The sequence below is a fragment of the Desulfobulbaceae bacterium DB1 genome (assembly GCA_001914235.1).
GTDB lineage: Bacteria > Desulfobacterota > Desulfobulbia > Desulfobulbales > SURF-16 > DB1.
The window spans coordinates 62,640-83,994 of sequence record MQUF01000009.1 but is presented as its reverse complement, the minus strand read 5'-3'; the positions used below and the strand labels follow the sequence as shown (position 1 = coordinate 83,994).

The following is a 21,355-nucleotide window of genomic DNA, read 5'->3' as shown; positions in this document are numbered from 1 at the left end:
CTCCAGATGAAAGCCCCGGATTTCCCCAGCAGCCTGCTCCGATTTCTTCTGCCTTTTTTGCTGATTCTGCCCCTCGTCCCCTCCCCGGTTGCCGGCGAGAACGGCAAAACCGCGGTTGTGCTCACCATGAAGGGCGCGCTTGGCCCGGCAATGAGCGATTATCTCGTCCGCGGCATCCGTAGCGCCGAAGAGAGGCAGGCCGCGCTTGTCATTCTCCGCATGGATACGCCGGGCGGCCTGGACCATGCCATGCGCAGCGTCATTCAGGCTGTTCTCGCATCGCCGGTGCCGGTGGCGGTTTATGTCAGCCCGTCCGGTTCGCGGGCGGCAAGCGCCGGAACCTATATCCTGTATGCCGGCCATATTGCCGCCATGGCGCCGGCAACCAACCTGGGCGCGGCCACCCCCGTTCGGATAGGCGGCCTGCCCCATCGTCCTGAAAAAACTCCATCTTCCGGTGACGATAAATCACCGGATGCGCTCGATCGGAAAATGGTCAATGATGCGGCGGCCTATATCAAGGGACTGGCCAGGCAACATGGCCGCAACGAAGAATGGGCGGAACAGGCGGTGCGCGAAGCGGTCAGTCTCACGGCGGCGGAGGCGTTGCATATCGGGGTCATTGACCTGATTGCCGACGATATTGCCGACCTGCTGCGCCAGGTTGACGGCAGAACCGTTACAACGGCCGTCGGAGAAAGAAAGATCGCCGCAACGGATATCGCCCTGGAAACAATTGAACCGGATTGGCGCAACAGGCTGCTCGGGGTTATCAGCGACCCCAATATCGCCTATATACTGTTGCTTCTCGGCATCTACGGTCTTGTTTTCGAACTGGCCAATCCCGGTTTTATCCTGCCCGGCGTGGCCGGGGCGATCTGCCTGCTGCTTGCTTTCTACACCTTTCAGGTTCTGCCGGTTAATTATGCCGGGCTGGGGCTGATCATTCTCGGTACTTTCTTCATGATTGCCGAAGCCTTTGTACCCAGTTTCGGTTCCCTCGGCATCGGAGGGCTGGTCGCCTTTGTGGCGGGTTCAATCATCCTGATGAACGAAGAGGGTATGAGTGTTTCGTTGTCCGTTATCGCCGGCACCGCCATTTTTTCCGCAAGCCTCATGGTCGGGGTCATCGGCCGCACACTTTCCCTGCGGCAAAAAAAATATCTCACCGGCAGCGAGGAGCTGATCGGCAGTACGGGTATTGCCACTGATGATTTTGACGGTGAAGGCCGCATCTGGGTTCACAGTGAATCGTGGCGGGCCATTTGTCCGCAACCGGTTAAAAAAGGTCAAAGACTGCGGGTGACGGCAAAAGAAGGTTTGTTGCTCAAGGTGGAAATTTTCAAGGAGGAAAACTGATATGATAACACCCTTTATCGCCCCGATTGTCCTGCTTCTCGCCCTTCTTTTTCTTTCCTTCAAAGTGGTTCCCGAATACGAACGGCTGGTGGTCTTTTTTCTCGGCCGTTTCCAGACCGTCAAAAAACCGGGACTGCGCATCGTTGTGCCGGGCATCCAGCGAGCCATCCGGGTCGACATGCGGGTTATCACCATGGATGTGCCGAGTCAGGATGTTATTTCCAGGGACAATGTCACGGTAAAGGTCAACGCGGTTCTCTATTTCCGGGTGGTTGATCCGGAAAAGGCCATTATCCAGGTGGAAAACTATTTCAACGCCACCAGCCAGTTGTCGCAGACCACCCTGCGCTCGGTGCTCGGCCAACATGAACTGGACGAGATGCTGGCGGAACGGGAAAAAATGAACAATGACCTGCAGGAAATTATAGACAAACAGACGGACGCCTGGGGCATCAAGGTGACCAACGTGGAGATCAAGCATGTGGATTTGAATGAAAACATGATCCGCGCCATCGCCAAACAGGCGGAGGCGGAACGGGAAAGACGGGCGAAAATCATCCATGCCGAAGGGGAACTGCAGGCCGCCGAGAAGCTGCTGGCCGCGGCAAACATCATCTCCGCCAATCCCCAGGCCCTGCAGCTACGCTACCTGCAGACCCTAAACGACATATCGAATGAAAATGCCACCACCATCGTTTTTCCGCTGCCCATCAATATCTTGAAGGCCTTTGACACACCAAAAGAGAATACCGGCGGATGACGCGCAAAGGAAACATAAAAAGGTGCTCTTCTCCATCGCCGCCGACATTATTACCGTTTTCCATCTGTGCTTTATCATCTTTGTCATTGCCGGCGGCCTGCCGGCCCTCCGATACCGGCGTCTCATCTTTCTGCATCTGCCGGCCGCGGCATGGGGAGCCCTGATCGAATTCAAGGGCTGGATCTGCCCCTTGACCCCCCTGGAACAACAATTACGGCAAGCCGCCGCAAATTCTTCGTATCAAGGAAGTTTTATCGAGCATTACCTCCTGCCGATAATCTATCCATCCGAACTTACGAGGGAATTACAGATTTTTTTCGGCGTCATGGTGGTAATCGTCAACCTGGCCGTCTATGGATCTTTGCTTTTTCGAAGTGTAAGGCGACATTGAAAAAAATCCCGCGCAATGCACAGGTAAGGAAGGAAGAAAAGCACAAGGCGTGTGAGAAACGACGCGTTTCTTTTTGTGACAATGCACGGAAAAAAGGTGTATCATAAAGAGAATCCGGCAACATCTCTCTTTTCTCCGTATGAACGGGGAGGGAGACGAAACAACCCTCACCCTGGCCCTCTCCCTGAGGGAGAGGGGATTGACTTTTTGAGTGTCCCTGTCTTGAGGGAGAGAGGATTGACTTTTGAAGCGACCCTGTCCTGAGGAAGAGGAAATTGACTTTTTTTAGCGACCATGTCCTGAGGGAGAGAAAATTGACTTTTCATGTCGATCCAGGTTGACGCCGCCGGGTTCCTTTTCTTGTGGCAGAGGGAGTTGCCGGGTCAACGATATTTGTCGTTTTGCAAGAGGTTTATAAAGGAAACACATCCCGCAAACAAGAGCCAGGGGGGAGATTATGGATGGTTTTTTCCGCGCGATTCTTGGTGTCATCTTATTTGTTCTTGTTCTGCCCTGCGGTTTTACCTCCCTTCATGCCGCCGACAGCCCTCCGACCTTGAGCTACGGTGATTTTCTGGCAAAACTTTCCCGCGATGAAATCTCCGAAATTTCCGAAATCCACATGCAGGGCGGCACCGTTTATCTGACGGATACCCAGGGCAACAAATTTACCACTTTTTCCCCCGACGTCCCCGGTCTCATTCCCAAGCTGCTTGAAAAAGACATCATCATCCAGGCGCAAATCGCAAAGCCGTCGTACCGAACGGAAATATTTTCGCTCATCCTTTCGCTCATCATCTTTTCCCTTGCCTGGTTGACGTTGAAAAAAATCAGGGACCGCCACAAAAAAAAGAATGAAAAATTCGGCCAGGAAAAAGCCATCAAATTTCAAAAGGGCGGCAAGCAGGTTACCTTCAAGGATGTTGCCGGGGTCCCGGAGGCAAAAGAAGAGTTGCGGGAAATTGTCGAATTTTTGCAAAAACCGGAAAAATTCAGCAGACTGGGGGCAAACATCCCCAAAGGCGTTTTGTTTCAGGGGCCTCCCGGAACCGGGAAAACCCTGCTTGCCCGCGCCGTTGCCGGTGAAGCCGGGGTGCCGTTTTACAGTATCAGCGGATCGGATTTCGTTGAAATGTTTGTCGGTGTCGGCGCCTCCCGAGTGCGCGATCTTTTCAGTGAGGCGAAAAAAAACGCGCCGTGCATCATTTTCATCGATGAAATCGACGCGGTCGGCGGCCATCGGGGCGGGGGAGGCGGCAGTGCCGGACAGGAAGAACGGGGCCAGACATTAAACGCCCTGCTGGTTGAAATGGACGGTTTCAGTTCGGATGAGACAATCATTCTGCTTGGCGCAACGAATCGTCCCGACATCCTCGACCCCGCTCTGCTCCGCTCCGGTCGTTTCGACCGGCAGATCAACATATTGCCGCCGGACGTCAAAGGACGTTTGAAAATACTCAAGGTGCATGTCAAAAAGATCCCGTTATCACCGGATGTGGAGCTGGATAAAATAGCCCGTTCCACCCCAGGGTTTACCGGCGCGGAACTGGCGGCCCTGGTGAACGAGGCGGCCATCATTGCCGGACGTCAGGGAAAAACCTGTGTCCAGACAAATGATTTTGAGGTGGCCAGGGACAGAATCATGATGGGCATTGAGCGCAAGGGCATGATCATCAGTGACAAAGACCGCCGGACCATGGCCTTTCATGAGGCGGGTCATGCCATTGTCGCCAGGTTTGTTCCCGAGGCCGACCCCATCCATAAAATTTCCATTATTCCCCGAGGCCGTGCCCTGGGCCATACCCTGCAGCTGCCCCTGGCCGACCGGCATGCCTACTCCAAGGAATATCTTCACAGCAAAATCGCCATTTTCATGGGTGGACGGGCGGCGGAAGAAATCTGCTTTAATCAGCAGACAACCGGGGCGGAGGATGATCTTAACCAGGCCGTGGAGATTGCCAACAAAATGGTGTGTCGCTGGGGAATGAATCCGGTGATCGGCGCGGTTTCCTACTCCCGGGAAAACCGAGGTTTCCTGGGAGATCGACGTTCCATGCACACCGCTTACAGCGAGGAAACCGCCCGCAATATCGACCGGGAAGTAAAAAAGATCATCGATGAATGCTATAACGAGGCAATCACCATCCTGCAGCGGGAAAAGGATTTCCTTTGCCACCTGGCGGAGATGCTGCTGGTCAATGAAACCCTGGATCAGGAAGAGATGGAAATTGTGCACACCTGCATTCAGAAAAAACGACGGGAGGCGGCAATGTCGGCTGATTCCGCCGGCGTTTCCTGCCGTGCCGACACCGGTCGCCCCCACGCCGCTGGTGACTGATGCAGCAAGCCCGCGCCGGGAAACGAACTCGTGCCGGCGCGCCGTTATCCCTTCATTCAACCCGAAACCGCATGCCGGAGTGTTGCCCTCTGCCGTTATGCTATGGTATAGATGGCACAGCAACCTGATACTTCCAACGAATCGGCATTTCCAAGGATGAATAGAATGAGCGATATGAAATTGAAAAAAATTCCGGGATTCCATGACACCCCCGGCCCGGTGCTTACGGTCATCATGGATGGGATGGGCATCGGCAAGCAGGATGAAAGCGACGGTGTCTTCATGGCCTACACCCCGACCCTGGACGCACTGTTCAAGGAACCTCTTTTCACCCGCCTCAAGGCGCACGGCACTGCGGTGGGTATGCCCTCGGACGACGACATGGGCAATTCCGAGGTGGGACACAATGCCTTGGGCGCCGGCCGCATCTTTTTTCAGGGCGCAAAGCTCGTCAGTGAAGCGATCGCTTCCGGCAAGATTTTTCAAAGCAAGGCATGGTCCGCGATACAAAAACAAACGGGACGGGGCGGCACCCTGCATCTCATCGGCATGGTATCCGACGGCAACGTTCACAGCCACATCGATCATCTCTATGCCATCCTTGGCCAATGCGCGGATGAAGGCATCAAAGAGGTGCGGGTGCACGGCCTGCTCGACGGCCGGGATGTCGGTCAAAAAAGCGCACTGAACTATTTTGCTCCTTTGGAGGAAAAACTCACCGCACTCTCCACCAACGGCAGGCGCTACCGCATCGCTTCCGGCGGCGGCAGGATGATCACCACCATGGATCGCTACAACGCCGACTGGAGCGTGGTGGAACGGGGCTGGAAGGCCCATGTGCTTGGTGAAGGGCGCTTCTTTTCTTCCGCCTGCGAGGCAATCCGCACTTCGTATGAAGAAAATCCCGACATGACCGACCAGTACATGGAAAGTTTCGTCATAGCGGAAAACGGTGCGCCGGTAGGCACGATAAAGGACGGCGATGCCGTTGTTCTTTTCAACTTCAGGGGCGACCGGGCGATTGAACTGTCCCGGGCCTTTGATGAAACGAATTTTTCCGAGTTTGACCGCAAGCGAGTTCCTGATGTTTTTTACGCCGGGATGATGGAGTACGACGGCGATTCCCATATTCCCCGTAACTATCTGGTTGAACCACCGGCCATTGATCGCACCCTGGGTCAATATCTCTGCGCCACGAACATCCCCTCCTTTGCCGTTTCCGAAACCCAGAAATTCGGCCATGTCACCTATTTCTGGAACGGCAACAATTCCGGCTACATTGACGACAAACTGGAAAAATACGTGGAGATCCTTTCCGACAAGCTGGCTTTCAACCTGCGTCCCTGGATGAAGGCGGCGGAAATTACCGATCTGGCGGTGGAGGCCATTGAAAGCGGCAAATACAAATTTATCCGCCTTAATTACCCAAACGGCGACATGGTGGGACACACCGGCATCCCCATTGCCGTCCGTATCGCGGTGGAAACGGTTGACATGTGTCTGGCCAGGCTGCTGAAAGCCCTGCAAAAAACAGGCGGCGTGGCGGTCATTACCGCCGACCACGGCAATGCCGACTGCATGTGGACGGAGAAAAACGGGGTTCGTTCCCCCATGGTGGCCCATACCAAAAATCCCGTGCCCTTTATCATCAAGGACTATTCCGGCAAGAACAGCCTTGCCCTGGCCGGAGTCGCCGCGCCGGGGTTGAGCAACGTGGCGGCCACCATCTGCAACCTGCTCGGCTACCAGGCGCCGGAAGGCTATGATCCATCGCTGATTACAGTCATGCCCTGAGGTTGATTTCCCGGCAGCCTTGATCCGTGATGCAGATCTTTCGAGTAGACATCCTCCGCCACCAGCTGCGGGACGCTTTTATTTACTGGTGCGTTATTCCCGCGATCGTCATCGGCTCGGGATATCTTCTCGATCGTTTTTTTTGTTTTGCATCAATCGCCCCTCCGGGGTGGCTTATTTTCACCGCCTTTGCCTGTCTTGTTATCGGCTGCGGGATTATTTATCAAGCAACCGTCGACGTTACCCGTTACGGCCATGGCACGCCGAACCCCAGGCGCCCCCCGAAAAAGCTCGTGACCCAGGGCATTTACGGATACTGCCGGCATCCCATGTTTTTCGGATATGATCTCGCGGCACTCGGAGTTGCCCTTTTACTGTGGTCTCCCTCCCTGCTGCTGATCAGTTATCCCCTCTTTCTTTTCCTTGAAGTTCGCTTTTTAAGGAGTGAAGAACATTATCTCGCCCGTCGTTACGGAGAAAAATTTCTTTATTATCAAAAAAAAGTTCCTTTTCTTCTTCCTTTCATTTCCATCAGATGGCGATGAACGGATTCCTCTGCCCGGTCCATGCTTCCTCCAGGCAGAAACACCTTTCACCCAAACTCCCTCTCCTGAAGAAATAGTAGAAGAAACAGACCTTTCTATTCTGATGCCGGCGGCGTATAATGACCTGCTGAATGCTCAGGTATTCATTCGATGCATGGTACTATTAATATTTCAGGCATAGGCTGATCTTTCATGAAAACAGTTCCTTTTATCCGTTATTTTTTACAGGCCGCCAGGGAGCAACGCCGGGCGGAAGATGCCGTATTAAGCCTGCTCCCTTCCCTGCTCGACACAAAATACATCAGAAAAGAAGAACCCAGCGGCAAATCGGTTCATTATCTGAAGAAAAACTTTTTTTCCATCCTCTTTCTTTCCGTCTATGCCGCGCTCCATATCCCCAAGGAAAAACGAATTTTTTATGGTATCATCAACCATTGCCTGCGGGGCCTGGTGACCGGGACCGACAATCTCCTCGACAATGAATACAAGGAAATGCTGCCCTTGAATTTTGCTCAGGGCGCGACACGCTTCAAAAGCGTCATGCATATCCTTCTGTTTGACAGGGTTCTTTTTGCCGCCGTGAATGAAATGGTCAACCACCAGGTCATTTCCCCGTCTCAGTCGTCAACTTTGCATGATGCACTTTTTTCCGCCCTGGTCCCCATCGGTGCGGAAGAAGCCATGGAAGAAGGGGGTGTAACGGAAATACTGCGCCCTGATGCGATTCTCAAATCCGTGCACATGTACAAAGGGGGAAAGCTGCTCTGTCTGGCCTTTGTCGCGCCGCTTGTTCTTGAAACGGACAAGACGGAGATGCTGCAGCAGGCCGATCGGGGAATATACAGCATCGGCCTGGCTCTGCAGGTCATTGACGATTTGACTGATTTTTATGATGATATCCGCGACCAGCGTCATAATTATTTACTTTCCGTCGTCTACCACGAGGGCAACGCGGATGAGCGGAACGCACTTGTCCGGTTTCTGGAGAACCGGAACAACACAAGTCCGGCCATAGAGAAACAGTACAAAGACAGTGTGAAAATCGTTATGGAACGCGCCATCGGCGAAGCGGTGAAAGGTTTTGACCTGCTCGCCTCCGCCGGATACTGGCTGGAAAGAAAATCCGCCCTGCGCATCATACGTCAGCTTTTTCGTCTGCGCGGGGTGAAAAATCTTTTGCCGTTCTTTCCCGCCGACAAAGAAATCAAACAAACACTGACCTGAAACAATGGATAAATCCGTGATACAAACCAGGGGAAGACACCTTAATCATGTCGCCTATCTCTATGATCCGCTGATAGAAAACCTGTCTTTCGGCAGGGAGAGATTGTTCCGCGAAAAAACCTTGTCCCATATGGATATCAGGCCGTCGGACCATATTCTCGATATCGGCTGCGGCACCGGCAGCCTGACCCTGCTCATCGGCAGTCGTCTCTCCAGTGATGACAGGGGTATAATCGTGGGTATTGATGCGGCTCCACGCATGATAACCATCGCCGCCAAGAAAGCAGGCAGGCATCACGGTATGCCGATTTCTTTTCAGGTCGGAATCGCTGAAAGGCTTGATTTTGATGATCAATGCTTTGATTGGGTGGTCAACTCCATGTTTACCCATCATATCGATACCGAACTGAAGCGAAGGGCCTTCCGGGAAATGCTGCGGGTATTAAAGCCGGGCGGCAGGCTGCTTACCGCCGACATCGACAAACCTGTCGGCCTGTTTACCGTCATGGTTGGCTGGCTTTCCCGCTATCTCCTGCTGCAGCCCGAACTTGAAGACAATCTCAGGGGACATCTGCCGGAATTGATGCGGGATGCCGGTTTTATCCACGTCCAAAAGCAAGAACAGGTTTACAACATGGTTTCTTTCTTCACCGCGGAAAAACCGAGGGACAGCACGGCAGGATGAAAATGCTGGTCATTTACAGCCTGATCGGTTTGCGCAACATCCGGCGCAATTTCAGGCGTTCACTGCTTGCCGTGCTGGCCATTTCCTTCGGGCTTTTCTGCCTTATAGTTTTCCAGGCATTGAAAGTCGGGCTGCATCGAGAGATGATGCACAGCACCCTCAACCTTGACCCCGGCACCATCCAGATTCACGCCAAAGGCTATGAAGCCAATATCGCCGTGCTGCAGCCGATCGAGCAGCATGAGGAGCTGACGGCAATTCTGGCGAAAGATGGTTTTCATCCCTCTGCGGAACGGCTGAAAACCCCGGCTCTGCTTCTGGCCGGCAGAAAAAGTTCGTCGGTATTGCTTTCCGGGATACGACCCGAACAGGAAAAGCAGATCACATTCATCGGAGCAAAAACAGTCGCGGGCAGTTATCTGAAAAATCCCGGCACGCTTTTTATCGGTGAAACGCTGGCTGCAAGTCTTGAAGTGGGGGTGGGCGATTCGGTCATGCTCATGGCGCAGAGCATGTATGGAAAACCGGTGACCCGCAGGTTGCCGGTCGGCGGGATCTTTCGCACGAAATCAGCATCTTTTGACCGGAATCATATTTATACGGATCTGGCAACGGCCCAGAGCATGCTTGAGGCAAGTAACGTCATAACGGAAATCGCCCTGCAAACGGATCATGACGCAGTCGAATCCATCGCCGGCAAACTCCGGCAACGACTGAATCCGGAACTTTTCCAGGTCCGCGCCTGGCAGGTCATCATCCCTGATCTGAAACAACTTATAGAATTAAATGACGCCACCATGGGGCTGCTTGTTTTCATCGTTTTTGCAATTGTCGCCATGGGCATTGCCAATACCATGACAACCGCCATCTTTGAACGATTCCGGGAATTCGGCACCATGACCGCCATCGGCACCACACCCGGCGGAATCGTCACCATTGTGGTGCTGGAATCTTTTTTTCTCGGTTTGATAGCCGTCCTGGTCGGCACGCTCGCCGGAACGATCGCCTGTACATGGCTGTCACGTTACGGACTCGACCTTTCCAGTTTTATCAGCAGTAACCAGTATTTTGCCGAGGATCATGTGCTGAAGGCATATCTGCTGCCGGGTGACCTTCTTCGCGCCGTTTTCATTACCCTCGTCACCGCTGTCCTGGCTGGGATTTACCCGGCCTGGAAAGCATCCCGCCTTGACCCGGTCAAGGCCATTGCCCATACGTGATGGATCATGGTTTTTATCGACTTGCAACGAATTTCCAAAACCTATGATGATCGGGGTCTGCCGGTCCATGCCCTGCATCAGACGAATCTTGAGATAGGGGAGGGAGAATTTGTCTGCCTGGCAGGGCCATCGGGATCCGGTAAAACCACCCTGCTTAATCTGATGGGTTGCATAGACCGGCCTTCTTCCGGCATGCTGCGCATAAAAGGTCAAAGCGTGAATGATATGGGACGAAGACAGCTCGCCATGCTGCGTCGTTTTACTTTCGGCTTTATTTTTCAGACATTTAATTTGATACCGGTTTTAAGCGCCTTTGAAAATATTGAATATGTTTTACTCCTCCAGGGGATGGAAAAACAGGCACGACATCAGCGGGTTAAAGAAGTGCTGGAAAAAGTCGGGTTAGCCGGCATGATGGAGAAAACCCCCGGAGAGATGAGCGGCGGACAGCAACAAAGGGTGGCTGTCGCCAGGGCCCTTGCCGGTCGCCCCGCCATTATCCTTGCCGATGAACCGACCGCGAATCTTGATTCCCATACGGGAGAATCCTTGTTTGATCTGCTTCGGCAGATAAACAGGAGTCACAATACCACCTTTGTCTTCTCTTCCCACGATCCCGCCATCATCCAAAAAGCGCAGAGAGTCCTCACGATGCGGGACGGCAGCATCATTTCCGATTCGATCATGGCCGACACAGGCGCCAAGAAGCAATAATGGTCTTCGGCATAACGGTGTTTTGATTTTCCGGCATCAGGGCGAATACCGGAAACGGGATTATCTTTCTTTCAGCAATTGATTGATAATTTTTGAAATATCCTGCAGCTGAAACGGTTTGACGATAGCCGCAACAAAACCATAGTCCCGGCAATGCGCCATAATCGGGTCATTGGAATAGCCGCTGGAAACGACAACCTTTGCCTTGGGATTGATTGCATGGATCGCTTTGACGGCATCTTTTCCTCCCATGCCGCCCGGGATAGTCAAGTCCATGATGATAATATCAATCGGTTCCCCGCAGTCACCGTGTTTTTTGAATAAGTCGACCGCTTCCTCCCCGTGCCGGGCAAGAACAACTTCATGGCCAAGACTCGCGAGCATGGCCCGAGTGACATCCCTGACCATTTCCTCATCATCCATGATCATGATTCTCCCCTTGCCGCCGCTCATGTCCAATATTTCACATGTGCTTTTCATTTCCTTTTCCCTGGTTGAGGCAGGGAGATAAATGGTAAAGGCTGTTCCTTCCCCTGGTTGTGACTGCACGGATATCGAACCGTTATGCTTACTGATGATGGAATGGCTGATGGCGAGCCCGAGACCGCTTCCTTCCTTTTTCGTGCTGAAATAAGGATCAAAAATCTTATCAATGAGGTTTACCGGAATACCGATGCCGCTGTCACGGATAATGATTTTAATGAAATGTTTTTTACCGGGCAGGGTACTGCCCGCGTTTTCCCCGGACACGAAATTTTCACAGCTGACCTGGATGATGCCGCCTGTCGGCATGGCATGTTTGGCGTTGATGATGATGTTCTGGATGACCTGACTCATCTGACCTTTATCAATATCGACAAGCCAGAGATCATCCGGCATGAAATACCGGCAGGCAACGTTGCTGCCGTGCAGAACAAATTCGGCCGACTCCCGGATAATTTCAGCGATTGAGGCCGTTTCCTTGACAGGCTCGCCTCCTTTGGAAAAGGTGAGCAACTGCAGGGTAAGACCCTTGGCGCGGGCCGAGGCCTTTTCCGCATTGCTCAGCAGTTTGCGGGTAGCGTCGTCCAGGCCGCCGTCGTGCAGGGCCAGATTGATATTGCCCATAATGGCGGCCAGGATATTGTTGAAATCATGGGCAATGCCGCCGGCCAACAGCCCCACCGACTCCAGTTTTTTTATTTTCAGCAGCTCTTCTTCCATGCGCTGTTTTTCGGTGACGTCACGGAAAACGAGGACCACCCCGATAATTCCCCCGTCCTTGTCACGAATCGGTGCGCCGCTGTCTGCTATTTTGCGTTCACTGCCGTTGCGGGCGATGAGGACGGTATGATTGGCCAACCCAGTGATCCGGCCGGAGGCCATCACCTTGTCCACCGGATTTTCACAGGGAACACGGGTCTGCTCATGGACAATGGTAAATACTTCCGAGAGCGGTTTCCCTAGCGCCTCGCGCTGTTGCCAGCCGGTCATGTTTTCCGCCACGGTATTGAGCAAAACGATCCTGCCGTCCGTGTCGGTGGTAATAACCCCGTCGCCGATGCTGCGCAGGGTGACGGCCAGGCGTTCTTTTTCCGCCGCCAGCTCATCTTCCGCCGCCTTGCGCCGGGTAATATTGATGGCGATTTCCATGCGAACCATGCGGCCGTCCGTCCACTGGATGGCCTGATCACGGCATTCGTACCATTCCCTGGTCGCCGTGTTGTGTATCAGGGTGACACAGGTGCCGGTGGAGTTGCCCTCGGCATCCAGCAGTTTTTCGTTGGTGCAGAAGGAACATGGTCCATTTTGACCGACCTGCAGTGCCTGCCAGCAGATCTTGCCGGTGACGTCTCCCCACACTTGCCGGCCGTATTCATTGATAAAAAGCAGCTCATAGGTTTCCATGTCGGCAACATAGACAAGGGCTTCCAGACTGTCCACCAGCGTCCGGAAACGGGCAATGGCCGTATTTTTTTCCTCTTCCGACTTTTTGCGCTCACTGATATCGCGCACGACCGCAATAAGGCGGTCGTCATCGCCGATTCTGGCTGCCCGCAGGCTGATCTCGGCCCAGAAGAGCCGTCCGTCTTTTGCGCGGCAAAGCCAGTCAAAGGTCTGCGGTGTACCGGCCATGACCGTCTTGTTTCTGGCAAGCGCATCGTCCATCGTATACGGCGGAAAATTGGCGCTGACCGTGCCGATGTCGCAGCGCAGCGCCTCTTCCCTGGTGTATCCGTACATCTCGCACATCCGCTGATTCACGTCAAGGATCTCGCCGGTCGCAGCATCATGAACAAAAATGGCCTCGCCCACCGCATTAAAGATGGCGGCAAACCGCATCTCGCTGGTCCGGAGATCGTTGATATGGTGGGCGACAGAAGCCGCCATGCTGTTGAAGTCGGCGGCGAGCACACTGATTTCGTCGTGGCCGGGAATGAGAATCTTCGAACCGTAATCGCCTTGTGCCACCCGGCGCGTCCCTTCCGTCAGCGCGCGGATGTGGCGAGTGATGAGGTAGCCGCCGAAGACAAGCAGCAGCAGACTGAGCAGAATCTCCACCGCGGCGATGATGACACCCTCTCTCGTCACCCGGTGCTGGGTGGCCACCAGGGAGGCAAGGGAAATACCAAAGTGCACCGCGCCGACCTCGGTGTCGATGATGGTCAAGGGAAGACGGGTGTCGTAGGTGAGGTCGGTCAGTGCGTCGGCAACTTGCGAGTCGATATCGGGAAGGGCTGCCTGGTCATAAGAGCCGGCGGCGGCAATGACTTCGCCGTCAGGATCAAGCACGGTAATGTAACGGATTTCGGCACGTTCCGAGGTGGTCAATCGTTTGATAATTGCCGCCACCTCGGCGTGATCGCGTTGAAAGACGCGACCGGCAAGGGCGGCATCGAGCAGGGGGGAAAGCGACTCAAGACGCGCCTTGGCCTGGAATTCCACCGCCTCGTTCAGCAGGCGGAAGCTGTTGGCGAGCAGCAGGGTGAGCATGACGAACTCGATGGCAAGGGCGGCCGCCACCAGTCGGAATCGCAGCGAACGGTACCACGGAACGGAGCGGGACGGATTTATCATATTATTGCTGCGGCTCAACCAGGACGTGAACGTAGGGGTCGATGCGCGTCATGGCCTCGTCGTCCGGGGGCAGGAAGGATTCAAACTGGCTTTTCTGCAAAAAAGCCTTGCCTTCCGCGGTATCCTGAAAACCGAGCAGCGATTCGCGCAAGCGGAGAATCATTTGCTGATCGGTCTTGGGGGGAAGCATCACTAAAAAAGAGGGGGGCGCGGGTTTTTTCGCCCGGAAAATCTCGCGGAGCCCGCTATGCTGTTCTTCGTTAACGTGTTCCCACTTGTCCCAGAGCAGGGTCGGGGTTGCGCCGGCATCCACTTCCCCCAGGAACACGGACTGGACCACGTTGGAGAATGTGGCCGTTTCCACGATTTCCACATCCTTGCCCAAGGTAAGTCCCTTGTGGGCGAGAGCCTCCTCGGCCAAAAGATAGGTCACGGATCGCCAGTTTCCGACGGCCATTTTCCTGCCCCGGAGATCCTCAATCCTCTCTATGCCGGAGTCCTTGCGCACCAGGATGACCGTGGCGGTCTGTTGGCCGGTCATGACGACAAGCTGCCACCCGTCGCGTTTCTGGGCGAGACGACCCATGTGAGGGGCGGTGAGCACCAGGTCGTATTCGCCTTTGGCCGTGCGTTGCACATAGCTCATGAAGTCAGGCGCGGAAACCATAATGATCTTCTTGCCCAGCGCCTGCTCAATGCGTTTGACCAGGGGGGAGAGCTGTTCCACCATCTGGTTCGCCGAGATATACGGGAAAACACCGAGCACGAGAGAGTCACCCTTGGCGGCGGCGTGCAGAGCGGCGGGGAACACTATGCCAATCACGGCAATCGCCCACAGGGTGCGCTGAACAAGACGCTTCATAATGACCCTTCCTTGTTAAGGTTGCAATATCAAGAGAAAATCACAATAAATTATATAATACTCCGCGGCTCATGTCATTTTTTTTAACCGGTGATGATTGCCGTCTTGATCCCGTCATCGGCTGAACAGACAAAGCAATTTTCTCTCTACTTTGCGGGAAGGTCGGGGCAAAATACAAAAAAACCCGCTCCCAAGCAGGAAACGGGTTCAAAACTGTATCCCAAAAGCCTTTATTTATACGACGTTATCGGCAGTGATCCAAAACCGGGGCTGAATCACTATCATTATTCAGGCATTACCGATAATGTCTTTTACCTCCCTTGCCAGATCACTCGATGGTGTTACCACAACACTTTTACCACCGATTGTCATTGAGTATCTTTTGTCGTCACCGCTGCGATGATAGGCGTCCTGCAATTTTTTATGCATCAGAATCAGTTGCTGCTGGGCGATCCCTTTTTCATCGGCCAGTGTCTTAAAATTCTGCACCTTGCCGTTATTAACCCAGGCCATGCCGAAATTCTTGTTCGGGTTGCCGATAAAAACAAAGGCCGTGTCATCGGCAGGGACCACCTCCATGGGGTCGGAAACCTCACTGGAGATTTTCTCCAGCAGGCTTTTCATTGCTTCTATTTTTTTTGCCGCCGGATTTTCCGCCCCCAAGGGGGGGTATTTCTTGCCGCCACCGAAAAATTTTTCCAAAAATCCCATAGCCGCCTCCTCTTTTAATCATTCGATTTGCCTTGTCATTTTTGGCTTTAGATGGGGTACAGGTTTAAAACGAGAAGTTGAATTCTATCTAAATCATAGCAATTCCGCATCATCTGTCAAGGAATGAAAAAAACGCAATAACAGTTAGTTACACCTGCACAAGACATGGTCCAGGAACCTTTCAGTAAAATATTTTTCAGGTTGGCGGCAGGATTTCAGAGATAAAACAGAATGTTGCGTTTCAGTGCAATAGAAAGAGCGGACTATGCGCCGGCGGTTGATTAGTGAAGTTTGATGCTGATAAAAAAAGGTTCACATTATCAAAAAGATCGTTTTTCAGATCCTGATGCCGCGTTAGGCGGAGATGGAAAGCAAACAAAAGCCCCCTTCCCCTTTTCTGCGGTAGAGACCGGCAATGTGAATGGAAGCGGACCGCAAAAGATCCATAACCCTTTCCTGGTCCCGGCAGAGAAACTCGACCGCCATCCCGCAATCGGAACTTATTTCCCGGGGCACGGGGATGACATCATGAGTGATAGACTCTTTTTTGAGCAGCTTTTCCGCTTTCAGGACAAAATGAATGGAAAAAAGGATAACAACGCAGGTTGGTTCGTGAAGAAACGGTGAGGGCATAATCAGAAGGATTTCATTTTTTGACGATCATGTCAAGGGCGGTGAGACAGGTGGCAACATCGCTCTCGGTGTTGAAATAACCGAAGGAAAAACGGACGGTACCGGCGGGAAACGAGCCGATGGCCCGATGCGCGGCCGGGGCGCAGTGAAGACCGGCTCGCACCGTGATGCCGAATTCGCGGTCAAGAATATGAGCCACTTCCGACTCGCTTTTTCCCTTGACCCGCAGGGAGACGACCGCGGCGCATTGGCTATCGTTTCCAGGGCCGTAAACCGTAATATGCTCCATCCGGCGCAGCCCTTCCAGAAAGAGACGGCGCAGCCCCTGTTCATGCGCCCTGATGACCCCGATGCCGGTTTTGTCGATAAAGGAAATACCGGCTCCCAGTCCGGCAATTCCCAGTGTGTTGGGTGTTCCAGACTCGTAGCAATCCGGCATGAAATCAGGTTGACTTTCCAACTCGGAATTGCTGCCCGTCCCCCCCATTTTCATGGGGCGGAGCATAACGCCCTGCCGCAGATAAAAACCGCCGGTGCCGGTCGGCCCGAAAAGCGATTTATGGCCGGTGAAAGCAAGCATGTCAATGTTCATCCGTTCCACATCAAGGGGAAAGACCCCGGCCGACTGGGCGGCGTCCACCATGAAAAAGGCATCGCCCTTTTCCCTGCCCACGGCTTCCAGGTCAACGACGCCGCCGGTGACATTGGAAGCATGATTGATGACAATGAGCTTTGTATTGCTCCTGCGCAACCGCGCAAGTTCACTTGTCATGACCCGGCCGTCCGCATCAATCGGCAGCAGTGATATTTTGATATCCGCGGTTTTTTCAAGGTAGCGCAGAGGGCGCATGACCGAATTATGCTCAAGAGCCGTGGTGATGACGTGGTCCCCCGGCTGGAGCCGGTTGCCGAACAGGCCGAAAATCCCCAGGTTCAGGGCTTCGGTGACATTGCAGGTAAAGGCGATGCGGCTTGAGTCCGGGCAATTGAAGAGTTCAGCCAGCAATTCACGAGTGTCGAAGATATGCCTGCTGCTTTCCAAAGAGAAAGCATGAGCCGATCGTCCCGGGCTCAAGGAGGTTGTCCCCAGAAGTCGACAGACCGTCTCAACCACCCCCGGCGGCTTGGGAAAGGACGTCGCCGCATTATCGGCATAAATGACTGAAGGTTCGGCAGACACGATGCTCAAAAGGGACTCACGACTTTGTCGGCACCTGCCATGGACTGCATGATCTCGTACATGTTGGTGGTTTTGCCGACCAGCAGTTTGTCCTTCAACCCCAGGAAATCAAGACAGGTGCCGCAGGAAAAAATCTCCACCCCTTTTGCCGCCAAATCCTGAAGAGGTTCGATCAGGTCGGATTCATTCGCCGTGATCATGACACCGCTATTAAAAAAAAGAATCTTGGCCGGCAGCGGGCTGATGTCTTTCATGGTTTTGATATAGGCACGCATCAGCACCCGGCCCAATTCATCGTTGCCCTGCCCCATGGTGTCGGACGGCACGACGTAAACCAGCTCCCTGCGCACGGGCTCACATGTGTATCGGGATGCATCGCCGGCATCGTCGGCGGGGCGAGAATCCCCGCTTTTCCTGATGGTGATGCGGTAAAGACCGTCCTGCTCAGTCACGGATGACGAACATCCCCGGCTTTTGGCAAAGCGCTCCACATTGCTGCGGGATGCATCATTATCCACAAGGACCTCTATCTCGCCCGCAGCCATCTGCTCCAGGGCGTCTTTTGTCTGCAAAACCGGTTGCGGGCACTTCAGGCCGCGACAATCCAATTTTATGGACTGATTCATCTCTTCCCCCTTAATAGGGTTCCCCTATGGATAAACAATTAAATATCGTCTAATTCAATGATAATAAAACAAAAATTATAAATTATCGATATACCAAATCGCGCAAAAAAGCAAACGAGTTGTTCTAAAAAAAACCTACCCGCTTCCCGGTAAATTTCTTTTCATTACCAGCAATGACCACTCACGGCGCCCAATAGACATTAACCGGCTCCGCTGCTTGGGCCAGCACATAGCGAATGGGCATCTCGTTCAACGGACCCGGACCAACGGCCTTCTCAAAAACCTTCAACTTTTCCCGGCCGCGCAGATGAACAAAAATTGCGCGGGCATCGATCAGGGTCGGCAGAGTCAGGGTCATTCTTTCATGGGGCGCGGCAACAGGCCTCATGGCGCAGCAGAACCTGCCGGATGCCATATCCGTCGCCGCGGCAAGATTACGCGCCCCCGGAAAAAAAGAAGCGGTGTGGCCGTCATTGCCCATGCCGAGAACCACCGCATCAAACGGCCTGGGGATTATTGCAATTTTTTTTTCGCACGCAGCTTCGCCCCCTGCCGCTGAAGTGCCGTCGCTCATCAAGCCGACGAAGCGGGCTGTCGCCGCCCTGCCTGTCAGCAGATGGGTCCGCACAAGAAGCTCATTGCTGTCGGGGTCTGCGGGGGCGACCCATCGTTCGTCCGCCAGGGTGATCATCACCTTCCCCCATTCAATTTCCTGCTTGGCCAATGCGTCGAAAAAAGGAAGCGGCGTTGAGCCGCCAGACACCACAAGACTTGCGGCACCGTTTTTTTCGAGCCCGGCCTGCAGCCTGAAGGCAATGTTTTCGGCAAGATCAAGGGCCAGTTGGCTGAAGGTGGTGAAACCGCGAAAATTAAGGTTATAATCCGACATGACACGTTCCTTTTCCCGGCAGGTTGATTACAACCAGCTCTTTTTCTTAAAATAGATTCCCATTGAGCATCCCACCAGAAACATGAAAGCCAATGCGGCGAAATACCCCCATTTCCATTCAAGTTCCGGCATAAACTTGAAATTCATGCCGTAAACCCCGGCGATAAAGGTTAAGGGAATGAAAATAGTGGCGATCAGGGTAAGAACCTTCATAATCTCATTCATTTTATTGCTGTTGAGCGAAAGGGCGATTTCCTGCAGGCCGGCCAGCATGTCCCGGAAGGTTTCGGCGATATCAATGGACTGGATCACATGATCATGGACGTCGGCCAGGTAATGACGGGTGTTCTCGGAGATAAAGGCCTCGTTATTTTCAAGCCGACTGATGATGTCACGCAGAGGCCAGATCGATCTGCGGATCACGGTCATCTCCTGCCTGAACTCATGTATTTCATGGAAAATGGCGGAGGCATCGCCCCCCAGGGCCAGTTCTTCAAGGTCTCCCACCCGATCGCCCATCTTTTCCAGCAGTGAATAATAGCCGTCAACCACCGTATCAAGCAGGGCGTAAAGAAGATAGTCAGCTCCCTTTTTCCGCACCCGTCCGTTGCCGGTCCGGATGCGTTCCCGGAGCGACGCAAACAGGTCCGGGCCCGACTCCTGAAAGGATACCACGACATCATCGCGGAAGACAAAGGCGACATGAGCCGGCATGACAAACAACGATTGCTCGTCATAGGTGAGCGACTTGACGACGAGAAAAAGATACTCATCCCATTCATCGATTTTGGGCCGATGTCCGGTGTTGGCGATATCCTCCAATATCAACGCATGAAAATCAAATTTTCGTCCTATCTCCTCAACAACTCGTGGCTGGTGAATCCCATTGACATGAACCCAGGTTATTGCCCCCGCATCAACAGCCGTATCTGCAATTTCCGCAACCGTGTTACACTGTTGCTCGAATATCTTCGTTGGGGTAAAACGCATAAGGTCTATTCTGGTCCGTTCTTCTGTCTTTTCCCCCACATGAACCACGGTTCCGGGGGGCAGACCGGCCTTCTGCGAAAAATTCTGATAAATCCTGTTAATCATGGCGTATTATTGGTTAAAGAGATAAAAAACCGATGCGGTTGACAGGCATGGGAGCTGAATATTCGAATATGATACATGAAAACGGCTGGTACGTCTATATCGTCCGCTGCAATGACGGAACCTTGTACACCGGCGTCACCACAAACCCGACGCGCCGGATATCCGAGCACAATTCTTCGCGGGGCGGCTCCCGCTATACCCGGACGCGCCGACCGGTGGAGCTTGTTTACGTCGAGACAGGAGCCTCCCGATCCGTTGTCTGCAAACGGGAGTGCCAGATAAAAAAACTGTCCCTGGCGGCGAAAAATAATTTGATCAAAAAAACGGAAAAAGGTGAGCAGTGATGCTGCAGATATCCAAAAACGTGGCCATTGCCGACAGTGAAATAGAGATGACCGCCATCCGCGCCCAGGGTTCCGGGGGGCAGAATGTCAACAAGGTGTCGACCGCCGTTCACCTGCGTTTTGACATCGCCGCCTCTTCCCTTCCTGATTTCTATAAATCCAGACTGCTGAAAAAAGCTGATCAGCGGATTACGACGGAGGGTGTGGTCGTTATCAAGTCTCAGACCTATCGGAGTCTGGAAAAAAACCGGGAAGAGGCCCTGCGTCGACTCCTGGAACTGATACGGAGCGTTGCGGTCATCCCGAAAAAACGAAAACCGACAAAACCGACACGAAGCTCACAGGAAAAACGGATACAGGAGAAAACCCAAAGAGGCCGAACAAAAAATATGCGAGGCAAAATCCGCGACGAGTGACGGCAAAGGATGGGTGAATCACCTTCTCTGCCCGTTGTTTTTTCTTCACCAGCCGGACCAAGCAATCTCCTTCACAGGAAAGACTTTCGTCTCCCACCATCATGGTGTGACAATTTGCCACATTTCTTCCCTTCTTTTTTTTTGCTAAGGAGGATCTGAAGAAGTGAAGGCATTAAATTACGATCATCAACCATGTCATTGTTTCTTTTCCCTGCCTTGACCGTGTTTTTCCCGCCCCAATTCCTGTTTCGTTCAAGCAGAGGACGACGAGACGATCGGCCCGATTGGTGAGGAGTGAACCCGGGCCCCATCGTTACCTCCCAGAGGCTTCCACCCCTCTGCTAAATTTAAAAAAGGAGAAACCACGCCAATCGCCGGCAGGAGATGCGCGATACAGCTCATTGCCCCCCTGCCCTTTCATTTTCGAGCAGGAACAAAAGCCGGTGATTCTATTGCCGGATCTTAACGTAAATAAAAAACATAAGAGAAAGGAGGTGAAAAAGAACGAGTAA

20 protein-coding genes are annotated in these 21,355 nt (G+C 53.3%); 12 read left to right on the top strand and 8 right to left on the bottom strand.

Translation table 11 applies throughout. The features are described 5' to 3' along the window. Positions 1 to 6: 6 nt before the first annotated feature. From BM485_10420 to BM485_10375, 10 genes are all read left to right on the top strand, one after another. Positions 7 to 1,359, top strand: coding sequence for a serine protease (locus tag BM485_10420; protein ID OKY75099.1), 1,353 nt, complete (start codon positions 7 to 9; stop codon positions 1,357 to 1,359). Between the two features lies 1 nt (position 1,360). Beyond that, positions 1,361 to 2,119 carry a hypothetical protein gene (locus BM485_10415; GenBank protein ID OKY75098.1) on the top strand — a complete coding sequence of 253 codons (759 nt, stop codon included), beginning with the start codon at positions 1,361 to 1,363 and terminating at the stop codon, positions 2,117 to 2,119. A 22-nt stretch (positions 2,120 to 2,141) separates the two neighbouring features. Further along, positions 2,142 to 2,510: a hypothetical protein gene (locus tag BM485_10410; protein ID OKY75097.1), complete on the top strand. Its 369-nt coding sequence runs from the start codon at positions 2,142 to 2,144 to the stop codon at positions 2,508 to 2,510. Positions 2,511 to 2,967: 457 nt separating this feature from the next. Next, positions 2,968 to 4,848 (top strand): hypothetical protein, encoded by a 1,881-nt coding sequence (locus tag BM485_10405; protein ID OKY75096.1) that lies wholly within the window; start codon positions 2,968 to 2,970, stop codon positions 4,846 to 4,848. A 174-nt stretch (positions 4,849 to 5,022) separates the two neighbouring features. Then, a complete protein-coding gene (locus tag BM485_10400) occupies positions 5,023 to 6,642 on the top strand; it encodes a phosphoglycerate mutase (2,3-diphosphoglycerate-independent) (GenBank protein OKY75127.1) in 1,620 nt (539 codons plus the stop codon). A 29-nt stretch (positions 6,643 to 6,671) separates the two neighbouring features. Continuing rightward, complete coding sequence (locus tag BM485_10395; protein ID OKY75095.1) at positions 6,672 to 7,187, top strand: hypothetical protein; 516 nt, start codon at positions 6,672 to 6,674, stop codon at positions 7,185 to 7,187. A 192-nt stretch (positions 7,188 to 7,379) separates the two neighbouring features. Further along, positions 7,380 to 8,411: a hypothetical protein gene (locus BM485_10390; protein ID OKY75094.1), complete on the top strand. Its 1,032-nt coding sequence runs from the start codon at positions 7,380 to 7,382 to the stop codon at positions 8,409 to 8,411. A gap of 4 nt (positions 8,412 to 8,415) precedes the next feature. Beyond that, complete coding sequence (locus BM485_10385; protein OKY75093.1) at positions 8,416 to 9,096, top strand: hypothetical protein; 681 nt, start codon at positions 8,416 to 8,418, stop codon at positions 9,094 to 9,096. Positions 9,097 to 9,098: 2 nt separating this feature from the next. Further along, on the top strand, positions 9,099 to 10,316 hold the full coding sequence (locus tag BM485_10380; protein ID OKY75092.1) for a hypothetical protein: 1,218 nt from the start codon (positions 9,099 to 9,101) through the stop codon (positions 10,314 to 10,316). 6 nt (positions 10,317 to 10,322) lie between these two features. Further along, entirely contained in the window at positions 10,323 to 11,030 is a 708-nt protein-coding gene (locus BM485_10375) for a macrolide ABC transporter ATP-binding protein (protein OKY75091.1), read from the top strand. A 60-nt stretch (positions 11,031 to 11,090) separates the two neighbouring features. Here the strand turns inward: BM485_10375 and BM485_10370 are convergent, their stop codons facing one another. The 8 genes from BM485_10370 to BM485_10335 all read right to left on the bottom strand — a co-directional run bounded on the left by BM485_10370 (position 11,091) and on the right by BM485_10335 (position 20,083). Then, positions 11,091 to 14,087, bottom strand: a complete 2,997-nt coding sequence (locus tag BM485_10370) for a hypothetical protein (GenBank protein OKY75090.1) — start codon at positions 14,085 to 14,087, stop codon at positions 11,091 to 11,093. Between the two features lies 1 nt (position 14,088). Continuing rightward, a complete protein-coding gene (locus tag BM485_10365; GenBank protein OKY75089.1) occupies positions 14,089 to 14,949 on the bottom strand; it encodes a hypothetical protein in 861 nt (286 codons plus the stop codon). 288 nt (positions 14,950 to 15,237) lie between these two features. After that, the gene (locus BM485_10360; protein ID OKY75088.1) at positions 15,238 to 15,660 is read right to left on the bottom strand and encodes a hypothetical protein; all 423 of its coding nucleotides are present in this window, start codon (positions 15,658 to 15,660) and stop codon (positions 15,238 to 15,240) included. Between the two features lie 354 nt (positions 15,661 to 16,014). After that, positions 16,015 to 16,293, bottom strand: a complete 279-nt coding sequence (locus BM485_10355) for a hypothetical protein (protein ID OKY75087.1) — start codon at positions 16,291 to 16,293, stop codon at positions 16,015 to 16,017. 13 nt (positions 16,294 to 16,306) lie between these two features. Then, positions 16,307 to 17,473, bottom strand: a complete 1,167-nt coding sequence (locus BM485_10350; GenBank protein ID OKY75126.1) for a hypothetical protein — start codon at positions 17,471 to 17,473, stop codon at positions 16,307 to 16,309. Between the two features lie 5 nt (positions 17,474 to 17,478). Next, positions 17,479 to 18,099, bottom strand: coding sequence for a hypothetical protein (locus BM485_10345; GenBank protein OKY75086.1), 621 nt, complete (start codon positions 18,097 to 18,099; stop codon positions 17,479 to 17,481). Positions 18,100 to 18,280: 181 nt separating this feature from the next. Beyond that, positions 18,281 to 18,988, bottom strand: a complete 708-nt coding sequence (locus BM485_10340) for a 6-phosphogluconolactonase (GenBank protein ID OKY75085.1) — start codon at positions 18,986 to 18,988, stop codon at positions 18,281 to 18,283. Positions 18,989 to 19,015: 27 nt separating this feature from the next. Continuing rightward, positions 19,016 to 20,083, bottom strand: a complete 1,068-nt coding sequence (locus BM485_10335; protein OKY75084.1) for a magnesium and cobalt transport protein CorA — start codon at positions 20,081 to 20,083, stop codon at positions 19,016 to 19,018. A 68-nt stretch (positions 20,084 to 20,151) separates the two neighbouring features. Between BM485_10335 and BM485_10330 the strand changes: the two genes are divergently transcribed. Then, the gene (locus tag BM485_10330; GenBank protein OKY75125.1) at positions 20,152 to 20,427 is read left to right on the top strand and encodes a hypothetical protein; all 276 of its coding nucleotides are present in this window, start codon (positions 20,152 to 20,154) and stop codon (positions 20,425 to 20,427) included. Beyond that, entirely contained in the window at positions 20,427 to 20,843 is a 417-nt protein-coding gene (locus BM485_10325) for a class I peptide chain release factor (GenBank protein OKY75083.1), read from the top strand. The genes BM485_10330 and BM485_10325 overlap by 1 nt, the downstream gene beginning before the upstream one ends. Positions 20,844 to 21,355 lie beyond the last annotated feature (512 nt).

Coding starts and splice junctions, on each gene's coding strand:
- BM485_10360 (OKY75088.1), bottom strand. CDS start 15,660: ATGGGATTTTTGGAAAAATTTTTCGGTGGCGGCAAGAAATACCCCCCC.
- BM485_10335 (OKY75084.1), bottom strand. CDS start 20,083: ATGATTAACAGGATTTATCAGAATTTTTCGCAGAAGGCCGGTCTGCCC.
- BM485_10355 (OKY75087.1), bottom strand. CDS start 16,293: ATGCCCTCACCGTTTCTTCACGAACCAACCTGCGTTGTTATCCTTTTT.
- BM485_10390 (OKY75094.1), top strand. CDS start 7,380: ATGAAAACAGTTCCTTTTATCCGTTATTTTTTACAGGCCGCCAGGGAG.
- BM485_10325 (OKY75083.1), top strand. CDS start 20,427: ATGCTGCAGATATCCAAAAACGTGGCCATTGCCGACAGTGAAATAGAG.
- BM485_10375 (OKY75091.1), top strand. CDS start 10,323: ATGGTTTTTATCGACTTGCAACGAATTTCCAAAACCTATGATGATCGG.
- BM485_10365 (OKY75089.1), bottom strand. CDS start 14,949: ATGAAGCGTCTTGTTCAGCGCACCCTGTGGGCGATTGCCGTGATTGGC.
- BM485_10420 (OKY75099.1), top strand. CDS start 7: ATGAAAGCCCCGGATTTCCCCAGCAGCCTGCTCCGATTTCTTCTGCCT.
- BM485_10345 (OKY75086.1), bottom strand. CDS start 18,099: ATGAATCAGTCCATAAAATTGGATTGTCGCGGCCTGAAGTGCCCGCAA.
- BM485_10380 (OKY75092.1), top strand. CDS start 9,099: ATGCTGGTCATTTACAGCCTGATCGGTTTGCGCAACATCCGGCGCAAT.
- BM485_10370 (OKY75090.1), bottom strand. CDS start 14,087: ATGATAAATCCGTCCCGCTCCGTTCCGTGGTACCGTTCGCTGCGATTC.
- BM485_10330 (OKY75125.1), top strand. CDS start 20,152: ATGATACATGAAAACGGCTGGTACGTCTATATCGTCCGCTGCAATGAC.
- BM485_10395 (OKY75095.1), top strand. CDS start 6,672: ATGCAGATCTTTCGAGTAGACATCCTCCGCCACCAGCTGCGGGACGCT.
- BM485_10340 (OKY75085.1), bottom strand. CDS start 18,988: ATGTCGGATTATAACCTTAATTTTCGCGGTTTCACCACCTTCAGCCAA.
- BM485_10385 (OKY75093.1), top strand. CDS start 8,416: ATGGATAAATCCGTGATACAAACCAGGGGAAGACACCTTAATCATGTC.
- BM485_10400 (OKY75127.1), top strand. CDS start 5,023: ATGAAATTGAAAAAAATTCCGGGATTCCATGACACCCCCGGCCCGGTG.
- BM485_10405 (OKY75096.1), top strand. CDS start 2,968: ATGGATGGTTTTTTCCGCGCGATTCTTGGTGTCATCTTATTTGTTCTT.
- BM485_10415 (OKY75098.1), top strand. CDS start 1,361: ATGATAACACCCTTTATCGCCCCGATTGTCCTGCTTCTCGCCCTTCTT.